The 18,811-nt window shown below is 68.8% G+C and carries 15 protein-coding genes and 1 tRNA gene; 13 read left to right on the plus strand and 3 right to left on the minus strand.

What is annotated here, in order from left to right; genetic code table 11:
• Positions 1-123 precede the first annotated feature (123 nt).
• From ald to AB5I40_RS05630, 5 genes are all read left to right on the plus strand, one after another.
• Positions 124-1,239: an alanine dehydrogenase gene (ald, locus tag AB5I40_RS05610; protein WP_370937340.1), complete on the plus strand. Its 1,116-nt coding sequence runs from the start codon at positions 124-126 to the stop codon at positions 1,237-1,239.
• A 94-nt stretch (positions 1,240-1,333) separates the two neighbouring features.
• On the plus strand, positions 1,334-2,797 hold the full coding sequence (locus AB5I40_RS05615) for a PLP-dependent aminotransferase family protein (RefSeq protein ID WP_370937341.1): 1,464 nt from the start codon (positions 1,334-1,336) through the stop codon (positions 2,795-2,797).
• A 96-nt stretch (positions 2,798-2,893) separates the two neighbouring features.
• Entirely contained in the window at positions 2,894-4,558 is a 1,665-nt protein-coding gene (locus AB5I40_RS05620) for an amidohydrolase (protein WP_370937342.1), read from the plus strand.
• Positions 4,555-4,788, plus strand: coding sequence for a DUF3311 domain-containing protein (locus AB5I40_RS05625; protein ID WP_344273812.1), 234 nt, complete (start codon positions 4,555-4,557; stop codon positions 4,786-4,788). The genes AB5I40_RS05620 and AB5I40_RS05625 overlap by 4 nt, the downstream gene beginning before the upstream one ends.
• Positions 4,788-6,227 carry a sodium:solute symporter gene (locus tag AB5I40_RS05630; protein ID WP_370937343.1) on the plus strand — a complete coding sequence of 480 codons (1,440 nt, stop codon included), beginning with the start codon at positions 4,788-4,790 and terminating at the stop codon, positions 6,225-6,227. Before AB5I40_RS05625 ends, AB5I40_RS05630 begins: the two co-directional genes overlap by 1 nt.
• Here the strand turns inward: AB5I40_RS05630 and AB5I40_RS05635 are convergent.
• The 3 genes from AB5I40_RS05635 to AB5I40_RS05645 are packed head-to-tail and all read right to left on the minus strand — an operon-like array spanning position 6,224 to position 9,703.
• Positions 6,224-7,903 (minus strand): cobalt chelatase, encoded by a 1,680-nt coding sequence (locus AB5I40_RS05635; protein ID WP_370937344.1) that lies wholly within the window; start codon positions 7,901-7,903, stop codon positions 6,224-6,226. The two genes, AB5I40_RS05630 and AB5I40_RS05635, sit on opposite strands and share 4 nt — an antisense overlap.
• Entirely contained in the window at positions 7,900-8,844 is a 945-nt protein-coding gene (locus AB5I40_RS05640) for an AAA family ATPase (protein ID WP_370937345.1), read from the minus strand. Before AB5I40_RS05640 ends, AB5I40_RS05635 begins: the two co-directional genes overlap by 4 nt.
• 13 nt (positions 8,845-8,857) lie before the next feature.
• On the minus strand, positions 8,858-9,703 hold the full coding sequence (locus AB5I40_RS05645; protein WP_370937346.1) for an IclR family transcriptional regulator: 846 nt from the start codon (positions 9,701-9,703) through the stop codon (positions 8,858-8,860).
• Positions 9,704-9,847: 144 nt separating this feature from the next.
• Between AB5I40_RS05645 and xsc the strand changes: the two genes are divergently transcribed.
• The 8 genes from xsc (at position 9,848) to AB5I40_RS05685 (ending at position 18,705) form a co-directional block, all read left to right on the plus strand.
• A complete protein-coding gene (gene xsc, locus AB5I40_RS05650; protein WP_370937347.1) occupies positions 9,848-11,656 on the plus strand; it encodes a sulfoacetaldehyde acetyltransferase in 1,809 nt (602 codons plus the stop codon).
• Between the two features lie 170 nt (positions 11,657-11,826).
• On the plus strand, positions 11,827-13,191 hold the full coding sequence (locus AB5I40_RS05655) for an aspartate aminotransferase family protein (protein ID WP_370937348.1): 1,365 nt from the start codon (positions 11,827-11,829) through the stop codon (positions 13,189-13,191).
• 295 nt (positions 13,192-13,486) lie between these two features.
• Positions 13,487-14,851 (plus strand): amino acid permease, encoded by a 1,365-nt coding sequence (locus tag AB5I40_RS05660; protein WP_370937349.1) that lies wholly within the window; start codon positions 13,487-13,489, stop codon positions 14,849-14,851.
• 358 nt (positions 14,852-15,209) lie between these two features.
• Positions 15,210-15,926, plus strand: a complete 717-nt coding sequence (locus AB5I40_RS05665; RefSeq protein WP_370937350.1) for a sulfite exporter TauE/SafE family protein — start codon at positions 15,210-15,212, stop codon at positions 15,924-15,926.
• Positions 15,927-16,128: 202 nt separating this feature from the next.
• Positions 16,129-16,848, plus strand: a complete 720-nt coding sequence (locus AB5I40_RS05670) for a sulfite exporter TauE/SafE family protein (RefSeq protein WP_370937351.1) — start codon at positions 16,129-16,131, stop codon at positions 16,846-16,848.
• 312 nt (positions 16,849-17,160) lie between these two features.
• Positions 17,161-17,247, plus strand: a tRNA-Leu gene (locus tag AB5I40_RS05675).
• Positions 17,248-17,354: 107 nt separating this feature from the next.
• Positions 17,355-17,822: a hypothetical protein gene (locus AB5I40_RS05680; protein ID WP_370937352.1), complete on the plus strand. Its 468-nt coding sequence runs from the start codon at positions 17,355-17,357 to the stop codon at positions 17,820-17,822.
• Positions 17,812-18,705: a tyrosine-type recombinase/integrase gene (locus AB5I40_RS05685; RefSeq protein ID WP_370937354.1), complete on the plus strand. Its 894-nt coding sequence runs from the start codon at positions 17,812-17,814 to the stop codon at positions 18,703-18,705. The genes AB5I40_RS05680 and AB5I40_RS05685 overlap by 11 nt, the downstream gene beginning before the upstream one ends.
• Positions 18,706-18,811 lie beyond the last annotated feature (106 nt).

Below are 18,811 nucleotides of genomic sequence, written 5' to 3' on the forward strand. Positions count from 1 at the left end.
CCGATGACAGGTCCAGAAGGCCCGACAGCTGGACCCGTCGAAGGAGCGGTTTCTGGCACTTTCGCGGTGGCCAGCCGTCCCGCACTCTCGGTCGGAACCACACACGGCAGATGGGAGCAGGCGATGAAGATCGGTGTGCCTCGCGAGGTCAAGAACCACGAATACCGGGTGGCGGCGACGCCTGCCGGAGTACACGAGTTCACCTCGGCCGGCCACGAGGTCTTCGTGGAACGCGGCGCGGGCGAGGGCTCGTCCATCCGCGACGAGGACTACACGGCCGCCGGCGCGAAGCTGCTCGACCACGCGGACGACGTGTGGGGCACCGCGGACATGGTGCTGAAGGTCAAGGAGCCGGTCGCCGAGGAGTACCACCGGCTGCGTTCGGACCAGCTGCTCTTCACCTACCTGCACCTCGCCGCGAGCGAGCCCTGCACCAAGGCCCTGCTCGACGCGGGCACCACCTCCGTGGCCTACGAGACGGTCCAGCTGCCGAACGGCTCCCTTCCGCTGCTGTTCCCGATGAGCGAGGTGGCCGGACGGCTGGCCCCGCAGGTCGGTGCGCAGACGCTGATGCGCGTCAACGGCGGGCGCGGCGTGCTGATCGGCGGCGTCTCCGGGGTGCCGCCGGCCCGCGTGGTCGTGCTGGGCGCGGGCGTCGCCGGGATGAACGCGGTCGCCGTCGCGGCCGGGACCTGGGGCGACGTCGTGCTGTTCGACAAGAACGTCGACAAGCTCCGCGCCGCCGACCGGATGTACCAGGGCCGCATCCGCACCGCCGCCGCGAACTCGTACGCGATCGAGCAGGCGGTACTCGAGGCCGATCTGGTGATCGGCGCGGTGCTCGTCCCGGGCGCGAAGGCCCCTAGCCTGGTGTCCAACGAGACGGTCTCCCGGATGAAGCCGGGCAGCGTGCTAGTGGACATCTCCATCGACCAGGGCGGCTGCTTCGAGGACTCCCGCCCGACGACCCACGCCGACCCGACCTTCCGGGTCCACGAATCGGTGTTCTACTGCGTGGCCAACATGCCGGGCGCGGTCCCGCACACCTCCACGCACGCGCTCACCAACGTCACGCTCCCGTACGCGCTGGAGATCGCGAACAAGGGCCTCCGCACCGCGGTGCAGGACACGCCCGAACTCCGCGGCGGCGTGAACACGGTGTCCGGGGCGCTGACCTACGAGCCGGTCGCGGTCGCGCACGGCCTGCCCGTCACCGACGTCGCCGACGCGCTGGCCTGAGCCTCGTCGGCGTGGCGCGGGGTGGGAAAACCGGCCACTGCGAGTTACGTTTTCAGCCCGCCCCGCTCCACGCCGGCCACTTGGGAGAGCGCACTTGCCACGCACGCTGATCGAGATCGACCGCTCGTCGGACGAACCGCTGTACCGCCAGGTCCGGCGGGCGATCGAGCACGGGATCGCCATCGGCACGTTCGACCCGGCCCGCCGGCTGCCGAGCTCGCGGGAACTGGCCGTCGAACTGGGCGTTTCCCGGAACACGATCAACCTCGCCTATCAGGAGCTGGTCGCCGAGGGCTACGTGGAAAGCCGCGAGCGCAGCGGACTGTTCGTCAACGGCGAGATGCGCCCGCACTGCGCGGTGGAGGCCCGGGACACCGAATCGCGGATCGACTGGTCGGCCCGGGTGCGCCGGTTCCCGGACGCCGACATACCGCACATCGAGAAACGCACCGACTGGGCGAGTTATCCGTACCCGTTCCTCGCCGGGCAGGTCGACATCACCGCGTTCCCGGCCCGGTCCTGGACACGCTGCCTCCGCGACGCCCTCTACCGGCCGCACGTCTTCCACAGCCTGCAGGACAGCGTCGGCTCCGACGACCCGATGCTGGTCGAGATGGTGTGCCGCCAACTGCTGACCACCAGAGGCATCGAGGCCGATCCCGACGAAGTGCTGATCACCGTCGGCTCGCAGCAGGGCCTCGACCTGCTCGGCCGCGTACTGCTCGGCCCGGACCAGGTCGTCGCCATCGAAAACCCGGGCTACCTCGACGCCCGGCACATCTTCCTCCGCACCGGCGCCCGCGTGACCGGGATCGACGTCGACTCCCGAGGCCTCCAGCCACCGGAGTCCCTCGACGGCGTCGACCTCCTGTACCTCACCCCCAGCCACCAGCACCCGACCAACGCGACGCTCAGCATCGGCCGCCGCCGCCAGCTCCTCGCCCAGGCCGCCGCGTCCGGCACGGTCGTCGTCGAAGACGACTACGACAGCGAATTCCGCTACCAAGGCAGCCCCACCCCGGCGTTGAAGGCGCTCGACAACACCGGCGACGCCGTCTACCTCGGCACCTTCTCCAAATTCCTCTCCCCCGGCCTCCGCCTCGGCTACCTCGTCGGCCCCCGCGAGCTGGTGCGCGCGCTGCGCGAGGCCCGCCGCTACGTCCTGCGCCACCCGCCGGGCCAGCTGCAACGGGCGCTGGCGCTGCTGATCGAAAGCGGCGAGTACCACCGATCCCTGCGCCGTTACCGCACGAAACTGATGCGAAAATGGACCGCCACCACCGCCGCAGTCAGCGAGTACCTGCCGTGGACACAGGGCCCGTACCCGCCCGGCGGCGTCAGCCTGTGGATGACCGGACCGTCCGAACTGGACTGCCGCCTCCTGGTGGAACGCGCGGAAGAACTGGGCATCCTCATCGAACCCGGCGACATCTTCTTCCTCGGCGAGGACCCGCCGCGCAACCACTTCCGCATCGGCTTCTCCGCGACCCCGCCGTCGGCGATCGACCCCGGGATCCGGCTGCTCGGCGACCTCTGCCGGGAACTGCTCGACAGCTGACTGGACCCACGCGCGGGTCGCTTTCTGGACCTGTTCGCGGGCCAGCTCCCCCGGCACTGTCTTGGGGGCAGGACACGTGGACAAGGAGGTCCCATCGTGGGCGAACCCGCTGTATCCGCTCGTCCGGCTCCCGACCTGGTGGTGCTCGGGGGCACGGTGCTGACCCTGGACCGAGGCGGGACGCGGGCGTCCGCGCTCGCCGCCCGCGACGGCCGGATCACCGAAATCGGCGACGACCGCTCGATCGCCGCCCTCGCCGGTCCCGAAACGACGGTGCTCGACCTGGCCGGGCGCACCGTCGTCCCGGGTTTCGTGGAGTCGCACAACCATCCGTCGTTCTTCGGCATGGCGCTGGCCGCCCCGGTCGACGCCGGAAGCCCGCCCAACGACCGGATCAGCGACATCGCCGACCGCGTCCGGCAGGCGGCGCGCGACTTCGGCCCCGGCGAATGGATCAAGGGTTTCCGTTACGACGACACGCTTCTCGCCGACAACCGGCACCCCACCCGGCACGACCTGGACCCGGCTTCACCGCGCAACCCGGTCCTGCTCACCCACGTGACCGGCCACTTCTCCGTGGCGAATTCCGCCGCGCTGCAAGCCGTCGGCATCACCGCGGCCACGCCAGACCCGCCCGGCGGCGTCATCGCCCGCGACGAACGCGGCGAACCGACCGGCCTCCTCATCGAGACCGCCGCATTCCTCGTCAACTCCGCGATGCCCTCGCAAGGCCCGGACGAGCTGGCCCAAGCACTCCAGCTGGCCGACGCCGAGTACCTGCGCAACGGCGTCACTTCCGTGCACGACACCGGAATCGGCCTGATCGGCGGCCAACAGGAACTCGCCGCGTACCGGATGCTGACCAGCGCCGGAAAACTGCACACCCGCATCCACGGCTACCTCTTCCACACCCTCCTGCCCGGCCTCGCCGAAGGCACCCCCGAGCCGCCCGATCCGTCCAATCCGGACGGATTCACCATGAACGGCATCAAGATCGTCGCGGACGGTTCGATCCAGGGCCGCACCGGCTGTCTGGCCGAGGGCTACACCTGCGCCCCCGACGACCACGGCATGATGCTGCTCGAACCGGACGAACTGTCCCGCCGCATCGCCGCGCTCGACGCCGCGGGCTGGCAGGTCGCCGTCCACGGCAACGGCGACGCGGCGATCGACGCCATCATCGACGGCTACGCCCGCCTCGGCGCACCGCAAGGCACCGGCCGTCGGCACCGGATCGAACACTGCCAAACCGCCCGCGAAGACCAGCTCGACCGGATGGCCGAAAACGGCATCGCGGCGTCGTTCTTCATCAAGCACGTCTACTACTGGGGCGACCGCCACCGCGACGTGTTCCTCGGCCCGGAACGCGCCCGCCGGATCAGCCCGCTCGCCTCGGCGCGCTCCCGCGGAATCCACTTCGGACTCCACTCCGACACCCCGGTCACGCCGGTGCCGCCGCTGGAAGGCATCTGGTGCGCCGTCGCCCGCCAAACCAGCAGCGGCCAGTTGCTGGGCCCGGAACAGGCGATCGACGTCGAAGCGGCCCTGCGCGGCTACACCATCGACGCGGCCTACCTGGCTGGCGAGGAAGAGATCAAGGGCAGCCTCGAAGCCGGCAAACTCGCGGATCTCATCGTGCTGTCCGAGGATCCGACCACAGTGAACCCGAGCCGGATCCGCGACCTGACCGTCGACGCCACGGTGATCGGCGGACAGCTGGTCTGGCAACGCGATCCGATCCCCACCGGAGGTGTCCGATGATCCGCAGCTGGCCGAGCCTGTGCATCGGGCTCGGCATCCCCGCGGTCGCGATCCTCGGCGGAATCCCGCTGGTGGCGGGCTCGCCCGCGACGGTCGCCGGGTTCCCGCTGGTGTTCTTCTGGATGTTCCTCTGCTTCCCGCTGACCACCCTGTGCCTCTGGATCAGCTGGCGGTTCTTCGACCGTCAGCACTACCCGGCCGACAAGCCCGCAGCGAAGGAGGACCAGTAATGCTGATTCTCATTGTCGCCGTCGTAATGGGACTGTCGATCCTGCTCGCGCTCTGGGCGGGCCGCTCGTCTCGCGGCGGCGGAATCTCCGAATTCCTGGTCGGCGGCCGCTCGTTCCCGCCGTGGCTGCTGTACTTCCTGGCGGTCGGCGAGGTGTACAGCATCGGGACGATGATCGGCTTCCCTAGCGGGATCTACGCCCACGGCGCGAGTTACGGAATCTGGTTCCTCGGCTACATCCTGCTCGCCTATTCGCTGGGCTACTTCCTCGCCCCACTAGTCTGGCGCGCGGCGCGCAAACACGACGCGATGACCGTCCCGGACGTCTTCGGCCGCCACTACGGCAGCCGGACCCTGGAGCTGATCACCTGCGTGACGATGCTGATCGCGCTCGTGCCGTGGGGCCAGTACCAGTTCATCGGCCTGCAGGTGGTGCTGAGCAACCTCGGGCTGAAGCTCACGCCCGTGCAGTGCGTCCTGCTGGCCGGGGTCATCGCGTTCGCCTACATCGCCGTGTCCGGCATCCGCTCCCCCGCGTTCGTGTCGATCCTCAAGGACGCGTTCATGCTGCTCGGCGTGGTGCTCGTCGGCCTCGCCGCGGTGCTGGTCGCCGGCGGCACGTCCGGCGTGACCGGCCCGGAGGCGCTGGCCAGGGCGCAAACCACGATGGGCGGCCAGGACCTCTGGTTCGCGATGACCACGATCCTGTTCCAGAGCGTGGTCTTCTACCTCGGCTTCGGCGGCGCGTACGTGTTCCCGGCGCGTTCGGAGCGGGCGGTGAAGAGTTCGACGGTGTGGATGCCGCTGTACATGCTGATCTACCCGTTCCTCGTCTTCGCCGCCTACTACGGGCTGAAGCAGCACCCCGGCCTCAAGAATCCGAACACCGTCTTCATGGTGACGGCGAAAGGCCTTCTGCCGGAACCAGTTCTGGGCTTGGTGGCCGCCGGTGCCGCATTGTCCGGCGTGCTGGTGCTGTCCGCGACGGCATTGGCGATCGGCGGCATGGTCAGCCGCAACCTGGCCCCGAACGTCCGGCCCGCCGCGCAACGGCGCTGGACGGTCGTGGCGGTAGCGGTGTTCCTGGTGCTCGCCGCCGTGCTCACGCTGACCGCCTCGACGCTCATGCTCACCGTGCTGAACCTGACCTACAACCTCCTGGCCCAGGTGGTGCCGGGCTGGCTGGCGATCCTGTTCGCGCGTCGGGTGCGGACCGCCGCGATCGCGACCGGCATGGTCGTCGGCGTGGTGACCGCGGTCGTCCTCTACGCGACCGGCGTGACTCTCGGCGGCCTCAACACCGGGTTGGTGTCGATGGGCGTCAACATGGTGATCGTCTTCGGCTGGAGCCTGCTCGCCCCGGGCAAGCGACGCTCTCCGATCGCCTTGGAGCGCAACGAACCAGCCGCCGTCTCGCCAGTCGCGCAACCAGCGGGCTAGCGACGCGTCATCAGATCGAGGATCTCGCGGAAGGCACGGAACCCCGTGCCTTCCGCGGCGTCCAGCGCCACGCTGCGGCGGTAGTACGCGCTGAGATCGAGCCCGACCCCGATGCCGTACACCTCCGTCTCGCTCCGCTCCAGCCCGTCGGCGACCTGCACGAGATGACGGTCGAGGTAACGCTCCTCGTTGGCCAGCACGGTCGCGCCGTCCATCGGACTTCCGTCCGACAGCACGAAAACCAACCGCCGCCGAGCCTCGCACGCCCGTGCCCGCTCAGCCGCCCACGTCAACGCCTCACCGTCGATGCCCTCGCGGAACAGATCGGCTTTCAGCAACGCCGCGACGTCCCGCCGCGCGCGCCGCCACGGTGTCGCAGCGTCCTTGAACACCAGATGCCGACGCTCATTGAGCCGCCCCGGGTGTTTCGGCCGCCCGGCGCGCATCCAGTCCCGCCGCGCCCGTCCGCCGTGCCAAGCACCCGTGGTAAAGCCGAGAATCTCGCAGCTGGCACCGGCGAGATCGAGCGCGCGAGCGAAGAGATCAACCAGCACGGCAACGGTTTCCCGGTGCGCCTTCATTGACCCCGAGCAGTCGATCAGGAACGTCACCAGCACGTCCGCGACCGGTTCCGTCCGCTCGTCCCGGAACACGCGATGATCGGCAGGCGTCGCGATCAGCCGCGCGAGGGCACGGCCGTCGATCTGCCCTTCCTCCTGCGCACCGTCCCACCCGGACCGCTCCGGCTCGGCGAGCACCGCGGTGAGTTCCCGCGCGAGCCGAGCCACGTTGACGCCCTGCTTCGCAACCCGAGCGTCAAGCCGTTCGCGCAGCTCCCGCAGCAATTCCGGCCGCACCAACGGTCCCGCCCGATCCTCGCGGTCGTAAGCGGTGGTGAAAACCCGATACTGCCCGGCCGCCACCGGTCCTTTGTGGTCGCCGAGGCCCGCGACACCGCCTTCCTCGCTGCCGGTTTCGTCGTCGAAATCCAGCAGCAACGCGTACGCCGCAGCTTTCGCTTCGTCCTCATCCTCTTCAGAATTCTCCGGCTCCAGCAACGCCGCGACCGCTTCCGCCAGCGCCCGCGCGTGCTCGGCGAACGCAGCCTGATCAGCCCGATTTCGCCGAAGCCCAGCCAGCTGCGTACCCAGCATCGGCGCGATGGCCGCCCGAGTCGCTTCGATCAGATCCTCGGTCTCTTCCACGACCGGCTCGCCGGTGATCCGAGCCCGCGCGACCTGCGCGACGGTGTAAATCAGCACGCCGCGCGCCGACTCGGTCAGTCCACTGTGGTGCGCCGACAGCGACCAGCGTTCGTGCCGCCGTCGCAAATTCGCGGTCACGCCAGGAAAACCGGCCGGAACCAGGGACTCCACCCGGAACTGCTCAAGCAGCTCGAACAGCAGCCGCTCGACACCGCCGTCCGGGCGCAACCGCTTGTGCAGCGCCCGATCGGACCGGCTCAGGTGCAGCGCCATCCCGTCCGCCACGCCGCGGAACGACTGCAGATCCTCGTCGTCGGCCAGCAGATGCGGCGCGGGCATCGGCACCGGACGCGTGCCGCGATGCAAGCGCCCGCCCCGGAAATGCGCGTCCGGCGACCCGCTGACCGCCCGGATCGCCGCCGCGGACAGCTCCTCGACCTGCTGGCGCCGCCGGGTCTCGGGCGTGCTCACGCCGCGGCCAGCTCCTGGTCGAAGCACCGCTGGAAGTACTCGGCGACGACCGGCCGTTCGGCCTCGTCGCATTTGTTCAGGAAGGTCAACCGGAACGCGAGCGCCGGATCGGTGAAGATCTCGCAGTTCTCCGCCCACGTGATGACCGTGCGCGGCGACATCAGCGCCGACAGATCGCCCGCCCGGAAGCCTTCGCGGGTCAGCCCGGCGACCGCCACCATCGCCTCGACCAATGGCCCGGACAACCCCGGCACGCGCGCCCGCACGATCGCGGTTTCCTCTTCCGGGGCCAGATAATCCAGCGCGGCGACGATGTTCCACCGGTCGATCTGCGCGTGGTTGAGCCGCTGCACGCCGTGGTAAAGCCCGTTGAGATTGCCCAGCCCCACCGTGTTGGCAGTGGCGAAAAGCCGGAAACCCGGATGCGGGCGCAGCACGGTGTTGCTGTCGATCAGCGTGAATTTGCCGTCCCGTTCGAGCAGCCGCTGGATGACGAACATGACGTCCGGCCGTCCCGCGTCGTACTCGTCGAGGATCAGCGCCGTCGGCCGCCGCAGCGACCACGGCAGGATTCCTTCGCGGAATTCGGTGACCTGCTTGCCTTCGCGCAGCACCACCGCGTCCTTGCCGACGAGGTCGAGCCGGCTGAGGTGCCCGTCGAGATTCACCCGCAGGCACGGCCAGTTCAGCCGCGCCGCGACCTGTTCGACATGGGTGGACTTGCCGGTGCCGTGCAATCCCTGCACGAGCACGCGCCGGTTGTGCGCGAACCCGGCCAGCAACGCGAGCGTCACGTCCGGGTTGAACCGGTAGGCCGGATCGATCTCGGGCACGTGCTCGTCGGGTTCGGAAAAGCACGGGACTACCAGGCTCGAATCGAGACCGAACGCGTCGCGCACGGCGATCCGGGCGTCGGGACCGTTGCCGCTCAACGGGTTCATCGGGGGACCTCCGTCAGGACGGGATGCTGTCGGCGTCGTCGGCCGACCCCTCGGCCTCGACCTCCTTGATCGCTTCGGCGGCCCGCTGCAACGCGGGAAGCGCCTGCAAAGCTTTGTCGGCGGTGAGCCGCATGACCGGGGCCTGCACCGCCACCGCCAGGTTGGACCGCCCGGTGCGGCTGGGCACCAAAACCGCCACACACACGAGCCCGGGCAGGAATTCCTCGTCGTCCAGCGCGAATCCGTCGCGCCGGATGCGGGCGAATTCCTCCTCCAGCGCGTCGAGATCGGTGACGGTCTTGGCCGTGTACTGCTTGAGCGGAGCGTGCGCGAGCAGCTTGCGCCGCTGCGCCGGGCTCATCTGGGACAGGATGATCTTGCCGCTGGCCGAACAGTGGATCGGCACCCGCGAACCGGGCCGCAGGTAGAACCGCAGCGGCTCGGGCGTTTCGACGCGGTCGAGGTAGACGATCTCGCTGCCGGACAGCGCGGTGATGTTGCAGCTCTCCCCCAGCTCGTCGACGAGGTGGTTGAGCACCGCGCGGCGCGCGCCGTGATGCGTCGCGTTGAGCAGCAGGTTCTCCGCGAGGCGGCGCAGCCGGTCGCCGGTGCCGTAATGCCGCCCGTCGGCCTGGCGCACGAGCAGCCCCGCGCCCTCCAGCTGCTGCAGCATCCGGTGCAGCGTCGGCTTCGGCAGGCCGGTCTCCTCGACCAGGCTCTGCAGCGTCACCAGCTGGTCCTTCGCTGCGATCAGCTCGAGCAGCGCGAACAGCCGCATGGTCGGGGTGTCTCCGTCGAGTCCCGCGCCGTCCGGCTCGCGCACGAGTTCCACGGCGCTGGTCTTCCGCAACTCACTCACGTTCCGAAAACTAGCACATTCTGTCTCGTTTTCCAGCAACTGCCGGTTGACCTGCCGCCCGCCGCGTCCTATCGTCCATCGCGTTCAGCTTTTACGAACACCACGTACCGAAAACCAAGACTTTCAGCGTCGAAGGAGTTCACCATGGCGGAGAGGAAGACGGGCGACGGCCGCACCGTCGTCAGCGGAACGGCGAAGATGACCCCGTCCGAGGCCTTCGTCGAGACGCTGGTGGCCAACGGCGTCACCGACATCTTCGGCATCATGGGCTCGGCGTTCATGGACGCGATGGACATCTTCGCGCCGGCCGGCATCCGGCTCGTCCCGGTCGTGCACGAGCAGGGCGCCGCGCACATGGCCGACGGCTACGCCCGGGTCAGCGGACGGCACGGCGTGGTCATCGGGCAGAACGGCCCCGGCATCAGCAACTGCGTCACCGCGATCGCGGCGGCGTTCTGGGCGCACAGCCCGGTCGTGATGATCACGCCCGAGGCGGGCACGATGGGCACCGGCCTCGGCGGCTTCCAGGAAGCCAACCAGCTGCCGATGTTCCAGGAGTTCACCAAGTACCAGGCGCACGTCAACAACCCGAAGCGGATGGCGGAGTACACCGCGCGGGCCTTCGACCGGGCGCACGCGGAACTCGGCCCGACCCAGCTGAACATCCCGCGCGACTACTTCTACGGCGAGATCGAAACCGAGATCCCCGAACCGCAGCGGCTCGACCGCGGCCCCGGCGGCGAGAAGAGCCTCGCCCAGGCCGCCGAACTGCTGGCCACCGCGGAGTTCCCGGTCATCATCTCCGGCGGCGGCGTCGTGATGTCCGACGGCGTCGAGGAGTGCAAGGCGCTCGCCGAACGCCTCGGCGCGCCGGTGGTCAACAGCTACCAGCACAACGACAGCTTCCCGGCCAGCCACCCGCAGTGGTGCGGCCCGCTCGGCTACCAGGGCTCCAAGGCCGCGATGAAGCTGATCTCGCAGGCGGACGTGGTGATCGCGCTCGGCACCCGGCTCGGCCCGTTCGGCACCCTGCCCCAGCACGGCATGGACTACTGGCCCAAGAACGCGAAGATCATCCAGATCGACGCCGACCACAAGATGCTCGGCCTGGTCAAGAAGATCACCGTCGGCATCTGCGGCGACGCGAAGGCCGCCGCCGCCGCGCTGACCGAGCGCCTCGCCGACCGCACCCTCGCCAGCGACGCCACCCGCGACGAACGCGCCGGGCGCATCAAGGCCGAGAAGGACGCGTGGGAAGAAGAACTCACCGAGTGGACCCACGAGAAGGACCCGTACTCCCTCGACATGATCGCCGAGCAGGACCAGGAGGAGGGCAACTGGCTGCACCCGCGCCAGGTCCTGCGCGAACTGGAGAAGGCCATGCCCGCGCGGGTGATGGTGTCCACCGACATCGGCAACATCAACTCCGTGGCGCACAGCTACCTGCGCTTCGAGGAGCCGCGGTCGTTCTTCGCGCCGATGTCCTTCGGCAACTGCGGTTACGCGCTGCCGACCATCATCGGGGCCAAGGCCGCCGCGATGGACCGGCCGGCGATCGCGTACGCCGGTGACGGCGCGTGGGGCATGAGCATGGGCGAGATCATGACCGCGGTGCGCCACGACATCCCGGTCACCGCCGTGGTGTTCCACAACCGCCAGTGGGGCGCGGAAAAGAAGAACCAGGTCGACTTCTACGACCGCCGGTTTGTCGCGGGCGAACTGGAAAGCGAGAGCTTCGCCGGGATCGCGCAGGCGATGGGCGCGGACGGCATCGTCGTGGACAAGCTCGAGGACGTCGGCCCGGCGCTGCAGAAGGCCGTGGACGCGCAGATGAACGAGGGCCGCACGACGGTCATCGAGATCATGTGCACCCGCGAGCTGGGCGACCCGTTCCGCCGCGACGCGCTGTCGAAGCCGGTGCGGTTCCTGGAGAAGTACCAGGACTACGTGTAATTCCCGCTTAGCGAACTGCTGAACCGGCCGGGCCTTCGCGCCCGGCCGGTTTTTCGCGTCCAGGCCCCGATCTGGCCCTAGTGATCGGCCTCTTTCTGGCTCTGGGCGTGGACCAGAAAGATTGCGATCGTCGACACATTCCCGTTCTCGCACACACAGGAGGTCGCCAGGTGAACGTCACGGAGCTGCGGGCCACTGCCCGCCGACACCTCGGGCCGCACTTCACGCGCAAGGACACCTGGCAAAGCGAATTCCCGGTGTTCGTCCGCGGCGAGGGCAGCTACTTGATCGACACCGAGGGCCGCCGTCACCTCGACGGTCTCGCCGGGCTGTTCTGCGTCAACATGGGCCACGGCCGCGCGGACATCGCCAAGGCCGCGGCCGAGCAGGTCGGCACCCTCGCCTACGCCAGCAACTGGGGCTCGGCGCACCCGCCGTCGATCGAGGCCGCCCGGATCATCGCCGACCTCGCCCCCGGCGACCTCGGCACCACGTTCTTCGTGAACTCCGGTTCGGAGGCGGTCGAGACCGCGCTGAAGTTCGTCCGGCAGTACCACCGCAGCCAGGGCGCGCCGGAGCGGACGAAGATCATCAGCCGCGAAATGGCCTACCACGGCACGACGATGGGCGCGCTGTCGGTCACCGGCCTGCCCAAGATCAAGGAGCCGTTCGGCCCGCTGCTGCCGGGCATCCGACACGTCCCGAACACCCTCGGCTTCACCGGCGACTGCGGCCCGGCCGACCAGCTGGACTGCGTCCGCGCCATCGAGGCGGTCATCCTCGAGGAAGGCCCCGAGACGGTGGCCGCGGTCTTCGCCGAGCCGGTCCAGAACGGCCGGGGCGCGCTGGTCCCGCCGGAGGGCTACTGGCCGGCGCTGCGGGCGCTGTGCGACAAGTACGGCATCCTGCTGGTGTCCGACGAGGTCATCTGCTCCTTCGGCCGCCTCGGCCACTTCTTCGGCCACGGCCTGACCGGCGTCGTACCGGACCTGATCACCTTCGCCAAGGGCTCCACCTCGGGCTACGCCCCGCTCGGCGGCGTGATCGTGCGCGAGCAGCTGGTCACCGAGCTGTACGACTCCCCGAAGGGCGGCGTCTTCACCCACGGCGCGACGTGGGGCGGCCACCCGGTGTCGACGGCCATCGCGGTCGCCAACATCAGCGCGATGCGCGACGAGAAGGTGCCCGAGCACGTTCTCTCCGAGGGCCCGAAGCTGCAGGCGGCTTTGGAGTCGCTGAAGGACGCGCACCGGTGCGTCAAGGACGTCCGCGGCACCGGTTTCTTCTACGCGATCGAGCTGATGGCCGACCGCGACGGCGGCCGCGAGCTGACCAACGAGGAGTCGCTGACCGTCCTGCGGGAAGTCCTGCCGGAGTCGTTCCGCCGCACCGGAGTCATCCTCCGCGGCGACGACCGCGGCGCGACCATGTTGATGATCTCGCCGCCGCTGGTGGCCGACACGGACGTGCTGGACGAGCTCCTGCACGGCGTCGACGGCATGCTCACCGACGTGGAGAAGGCGATCCAGCCCTGACGGATAGCCGCGACGGGCGCTGGGTACCTCTTTGTTCCAAGGGTGCCCGGCGCCCGTCCTGCTGTCCGGAACCGGGTCGTTCTGGTACCGGAGCATCGCTAGCATCTGGCTCTCGCGGAGGGACCTGTTCCTTCCTACGGTGACGGGAACCACACAGCAGCTCTCAGCGACATCGCGGCGGCAGTCGGCGCGGGGACATCGAGGTCCCCCGGCGCCGCCGGAAGGAGGAGACGTGGGTTCTGCACCGGAAACAGCCGCCCAGAGCGGTCTCAAACCGGGTCTCAAGCAACGCCACATGAATCTGATCGCACTGGGCGGCGTGATCGGCGCCGGCCTGTTCGTCGGAAGCGGCGTGGTCATCCAGTCGGCCGGGCCCGCGGCGGTGGTCTCGTTCTTCATCGCCGGCCTGATCACCGTGCTCATCATGCGGATGCTGGCCGAAATGACCGTCGCGCGGCCCGCGCTCGGCTCGTTCTACGTGTACGCCAGGGAGGCGATGGGCAACCGGGCCGGCTTCACCGTCGGCTGGATGTACTGGTACTTCTTCGTGATCGTGGTCGCCGTGGAAGCGGTGGCCGGCGGCCGGATCCTGCAGCTGTGGCTGCCGAACGTGCCCTTGTGGGTGCTGAGCCTGGGATTGCTCGTGCTGCTGACCGCCACGAACCTGGTCTCGGCGCGGTCCTACGGCGAGTTCGAGTACTGGTTCTCCTCCATCAAGGTCATCGCGATCCTGGTCTTCCTGGTGGTCGGCGCCCTCTACCTGTTCGGCATCTGGCCCGGTTCCCACGGAGGCGTCAGCAATCTGGTCTCCCACGGCGGCTTCGCCCCCATGGGCATCGGCGCAGTGCTGGCGGCGGTAGTCCCCTGCGTCGGCTTCTACACCGGCGCCGAGATCGTCACCATCGCCGCCGCCGAGTCGGCTGAACCGCGCCGCGCGATCGCGAAGGCCATGCGCTCCATCGTCTTCCGCGTCGTGCTGTTCTACGTCGGTTCGGTCTTCGTCGTGGTCGCGGTCAAGGCCTGGAACGCCCCCGACACCGCAGTGAGTCCGTACGCCGCGGTCCTGGACGTCCTCGGCGTCCCCGCCGTAGCGACGATCATGAACGCGATCGTGTTGACGGCAGTGCTCTCCTGCCTGAACTCGGCCCTGTACACGTCCTCGCGGATGCTGTTCGCCCTGACCCGCAACGGCGACGCCCCGAAGATGTTCACGAAGCTGTCCCGCAGCGGCGTCCCTCGCCGAGCCATCATCGCCGGGACTGTCATCGGGTACGTCTCGGTTATCGCGGCCTACACCTCGCCGAACCTGATCTTCCAGTTCCTGGTGAACTCCTACGGCGCGGTCGCGCTGTTCGTGTACCTGGCCATCGCCCTGGCCCAGGTGCGGCTGCGGAAACGCCTGCAGAACACCGATCCCGGCGCGCTGAGCCTGAAGATGTGGCTGTTCCCGTGGCTCAGCTACGCGACCATCGCCCTGATGGCGGCGGTCATCCTGGCCATGGCGTTCCTCCCGTCGACCCGCTCGCAGTTCTGGCTGAGCGCGGTGACCCTGGTGCTGATCCTGATCGCGTACCAGGTCCGCAAACGCCGTCCGGCCGGTCCCGCCGCGGTGACGGAGACGGACTCCTCGCGAGGCGAGGCCGGGGTCGCCTCGACCTGATCCGGTCTGTTCCAGCCCGGGCGTCTGGTCTGCCGGACCTTTCGCCCGGCTGGGTTCTCCTGACGACGCCAGGCTTCCGGTCGCGACCCGGGAGCCTGGCGTCGTCTGCCGATACCCGACCGGCCGCAGTTTCGCCCCGCTCGCCCGCAGATCCTCGCTTGGCCTGCCAGTTCTCGACATCGGGAGGTCCCACCCGGCTGGCACCTCCCGATGCCACGATTCTGGACCTACCGCCGCGACCAGACGTCCCGCAAGGTAAACCGATCCGCCCGCGTCGTGGAGGTCAGATGCCGCACCCGTCCAGGGTTCCCACTCCCCCTGCGCACCGATGACCTTCTGGCAGCTACCCCCGGCAGCGATGGCCTTCGCGATCGCTGCCTTGCTGGCCGGGGGCCTGATCCGCGGCTACTCCGGTTTCGGCGCGTCCCTGATCTGGGTGAGCTGCCTGTGCCTGGTGCTCCCGCCGCCCGCGGTGGTCCCGAGCACGCTCCTGCTGGAAGTGGCCTCCAGCGTGACCCTGCTGCCGAAGTCCTGGCCCGACGCCCACCGCCCGTCCGTCCGCTGGCTCCTGACCGGCGCACTCCTGGGACTGCCGACCGGCATCTGGTTCCTGGCAGCGCTGCCGGAACGCGCGACAAGACTGACCGTCGGCTTGGCAGTCGGACTCTCCGCGCTGGCCCTGGCCTTCAGCCACCGAACCCGGCGCATGCCCGGCCGAGCCGCCTGCGCGGGCATGGGAACCGCCTTCGGAGTCCTGAACGGAGCCTGCGGAATGGGCGGCCCGCCAGTCGTGCTGATGTACCTGGCGTCCCCGCTGCCGATGGCAGTGAACCGCGCGAGCCTGGTCGTCTTCTTCCTGGCGGCCGACTCGATGACCGTCACCACCGCCGGGGCCGGCGGCCTGCTCACCGGCGACGTCCTCCTGCAAACGGCGCTGTTCCTCCCCATCGCCCTTGCCGGAGTCGCCGCAGGAACCTGGCTGTACCACCACGCCCGCGGCGATGCCCGCCGGATCGTGCTAGGAATCCTCGCCGTGCTGTCGCTGGCTTTAGTAGGCCAAGCGGTGGTCACGTGACCCGCACCAGCCAGGCGGCGTCTCCCGATCCCGACCACCCCGCCTCATCGCGCGTGCACGGCTCACCGTCCCGCGCTGTCCGGTGCCTCAACACGACAATCCCTCCCCGGCGGCGCGGAATCCCCTACTCCACTTGCCAGGCAACGTCTCTAGCCCCGGCCCCACCCCGCGTAGGGCCCGCATCCACCCGCCAGGCGGCCACATGATCCTCGGCGCATTAGCCATCGCCTTCGCAGGCTTCATCGGCGGCCTGACGGGATTCGGCGCGTCCCTGGTCGGCACTCCCCTGCTGCTGTTGATCGGATTCCCGCTGCCGCAAGTGGTCGTGATCAACCTGGTCGCCACCATGATCACCAGGCTTGCGGTGCTCCACCGCGAACGAGCCCACATCGCCTGGCGCCGCGTAGCAGTTCTAGGCGCCGCAGCCCTCCCCGGTGCCGCCGCCGGCGCACTCACGCTGCACCTGCTGCCGCCCCACGCCCTCCGCATCCTGGCCGGCGCCGTGGTCGTACTCTCCGGCCTGCGCTTGTTGCTCCGCCCAACCCGCGAAGCCCACCCCGCGACCACAACGAAACAAACAATCGCCGGCCTGCTAGGCGGCTATCTCTCCACGACGACTTCCCTCAACGGCGCCCCACCAGCCGTCCTGCTCGCCTCCGCAAAAGTCCCCCCAAGAACCTTCGTCGGCGACCTGGCAGGCTATTTCGTGGTGACCAACTGTTTGTCCCTGCTGCTCCTGGTCACCGCAGGCCAGTTCGACACCGCTGCTCTAGGCACCCAGCTCCCGATCCTGATCGCAGCCGCCCTAGCCGGAAACATCCTCGGCGGCCGCCTCATCGGCCGCGTCCCACGCGCGGTGTTCGACCGAGCGATTGTGGGCCTGATCGTGACGTCCGGTGTGGTGACGATGATCAGCGCCTGACGAAGGCGTCTCAGTCCTTGGCAACTGGCTCCCAGGGCTACTTCGGCGAGAGCCTCGAACCGACCGCGCCACGGCCATGGCACCAACCGGGAAAACACGAACCGTCCAGCTCACCTGGCAAGATCAGCAACATGCTCGCTCCGGTGGCAGGAGCCATGCCTTGATCCGTGCCCGCACAGCGGTGACCTGCAGATATTCAGGCAGGGGTTGAGAATGGCGAGAACAGATGATCTTCTCATGCGAGCCTTCGAGCTGGTTACACACCCCCCTGAAAAGGCATGCCCAACCGTCGTATACTCTCTTTATCAGCAAGTCCGAGTGGCGGAATGGCAGACGCGCTAGCTTGAGGTGCTAGTGTCCTTAACGGACGTGGGGGTTCAAGTCCCCCCTCGGACACCAAAAATGGTGAGATTTCCCCAAATCTCGCAGCAGCCGATCACCCAGCACAAGGGTGGTCGGCTTTCCTCATTGACCAGCATTGTCACGGTCGCCGGACGGTGGTCCGCATGACCGCCGTCGTACCACCGCTCATCCCCGGAGCCGGGCCCGCCGGGCCTCTCGCATCGCTTGCTCCGGACAACGAACGACTCCCGTTGCCAGCTCCCCCGGCTCCGGCCCGGCAGGCGGAGTTGGTCTACGCGCTGTCCCGCCTCGACGCCTCCGGACGGCTGTCCGCGACCACTGTCCTCGCGCAGCTCCAGTGGCGGACGTCGGTCCGGCTCGCCGCCACCGTCGTCGGGACATCCGTCGTGTTCCGCCCGGACCGGCACGGCGTATTCGCGTTGGACCCCAAACGCAAAGTCGTCGTCCCGCTCCTGCTCCGCCGACCGTGCCGCCTGCGCACCGGCGACCAGGCACTGCTCGTCGCCGACACCCGAGAGAACATCCTGGTCGTTCACCCGACTGCCGCACTCGACAAGATCGTCCTCGCGCGACACGCCTCCCTGATCGGAGGCAGCGGCGATGACCACTAGCCAAGCCGAACTCGACGCCGCCCGGCTCCTGCTCTCGAAAATGGGCCTCACCCCGGCCGACCTGCTCAGCCAACCGGAACCAACGGCCGAAATGCCGACCTTCTCCCTCTACATCCCAGTGGTGGCGCGCTCGGTGTCCCCCGCCACCGCACGCTCCTACTCCAGCTACTGGGCAAAGGCCGAGGCAGCGTGGGGCGACCGGCGGATCGACGAACCCACCCCGTCGGAGATCAAGACGCTCGCCGAACAATCCCGGGCGACGGCGTTGGTGCGGAGCAACTCCCGTGGAGGCAGGTACGCGATGGAGAACTTCATCGCCGCGTTGCGCTGCCTCTACCGCCACGCCGTCGACGACGAGTTGCTCACCGAACTTCAGAACCCCGCGCTCAAAGTCTCGAAACCGCGCCGGTTGCCCTCGCCTAGACGAGCACTGACTGCGGACGAACTCACCGAGATCAACACCGTCGCCGCCGAGACCGGCGACGAGCCCGACCTCGACACCCTCCTGCTGAGGCTCCACACCGAGACCGCTGGCCGCCGCGGCGGCGCACTCGCGCTCCGCCCCCGAGACCTCGAACCCGACGAATGTCTCGTCTACCTCCGCGAGAAAGAAGGCACCAGCCGCTTCCAACCAGTCTCGCCTACGCTGATGGGACTTCTTCTCGACCACGGCACCCAGCGCGGCTCGACACACCCCGACGGACAGCTGCTGCGGTACCGCAACGGCGAACCCATCACCAAACGCCGCTACGACCACCTCTGGAAACGGACCGGACAGCACCTGCCGTTCGTGCGCAACCAGAACATCTCCACCCACTGGCTCCGCCACACCACCCTCACCTGGGTCGAACGCCGCTTCGGATTCGGCGTGGCCCACGCCTAGGCCGGGCATTTCGACTCCTCCGACAACTCCACCGTCACCTACATCAAAGCCACGATCCACGACGTCGCCACCGCCCTGGCCGCCCTCATCGGCGAACCGCATCCCC

Source organism: Amycolatopsis sp. cg13, from assembly GCF_041346965.1.
Classification (GTDB): Bacteria; Actinomycetota; Actinomycetes; order Mycobacteriales; family Pseudonocardiaceae; genus Amycolatopsis.

Bases quoted from the DNA above. Each gene is read 5' to 3' on its own strand.
- AB5I40_RS05670 (WP_370937351.1), top strand. From the start codon at position 16,129: ATGATCCTCGGCGCATTAGCCATCGCCTTCGCAGGCTTCATCGGCGGC.
- AB5I40_RS05685 (WP_370937354.1), top strand. From the start codon at position 17,812: ATGACCACTAGCCAAGCCGAACTCGACGCCGCCCGGCTCCTGCTCTCG.
- AB5I40_RS05625 (WP_344273812.1), top strand. From the start codon at position 4,555: ATGATCCGCAGCTGGCCGAGCCTGTGCATCGGGCTCGGCATCCCCGCG.
- xsc (WP_370937347.1), top strand. From the start codon at position 9,848: ATGGCGGAGAGGAAGACGGGCGACGGCCGCACCGTCGTCAGCGGAACG.
- AB5I40_RS05665 (WP_370937350.1), top strand. From the start codon at position 15,210: ATGGCCTTCGCGATCGCTGCCTTGCTGGCCGGGGGCCTGATCCGCGGC.
- AB5I40_RS05680 (WP_370937352.1), top strand. From the start codon at position 17,355: ATGACCGCCGTCGTACCACCGCTCATCCCCGGAGCCGGGCCCGCCGGG.
- AB5I40_RS05640 (WP_370937345.1), bottom strand. From the start codon at position 8,844: ATGAACCCGTTGAGCGGCAACGGTCCCGACGCCCGGATCGCCGTGCGC.
- ald (WP_370937340.1), top strand. From the start codon at position 124: ATGAAGATCGGTGTGCCTCGCGAGGTCAAGAACCACGAATACCGGGTG.
- AB5I40_RS05660 (WP_370937349.1), top strand. From the start codon at position 13,487: ATGAATCTGATCGCACTGGGCGGCGTGATCGGCGCCGGCCTGTTCGTC.
- AB5I40_RS05630 (WP_370937343.1), top strand. From the start codon at position 4,788: ATGCTGATTCTCATTGTCGCCGTCGTAATGGGACTGTCGATCCTGCTC.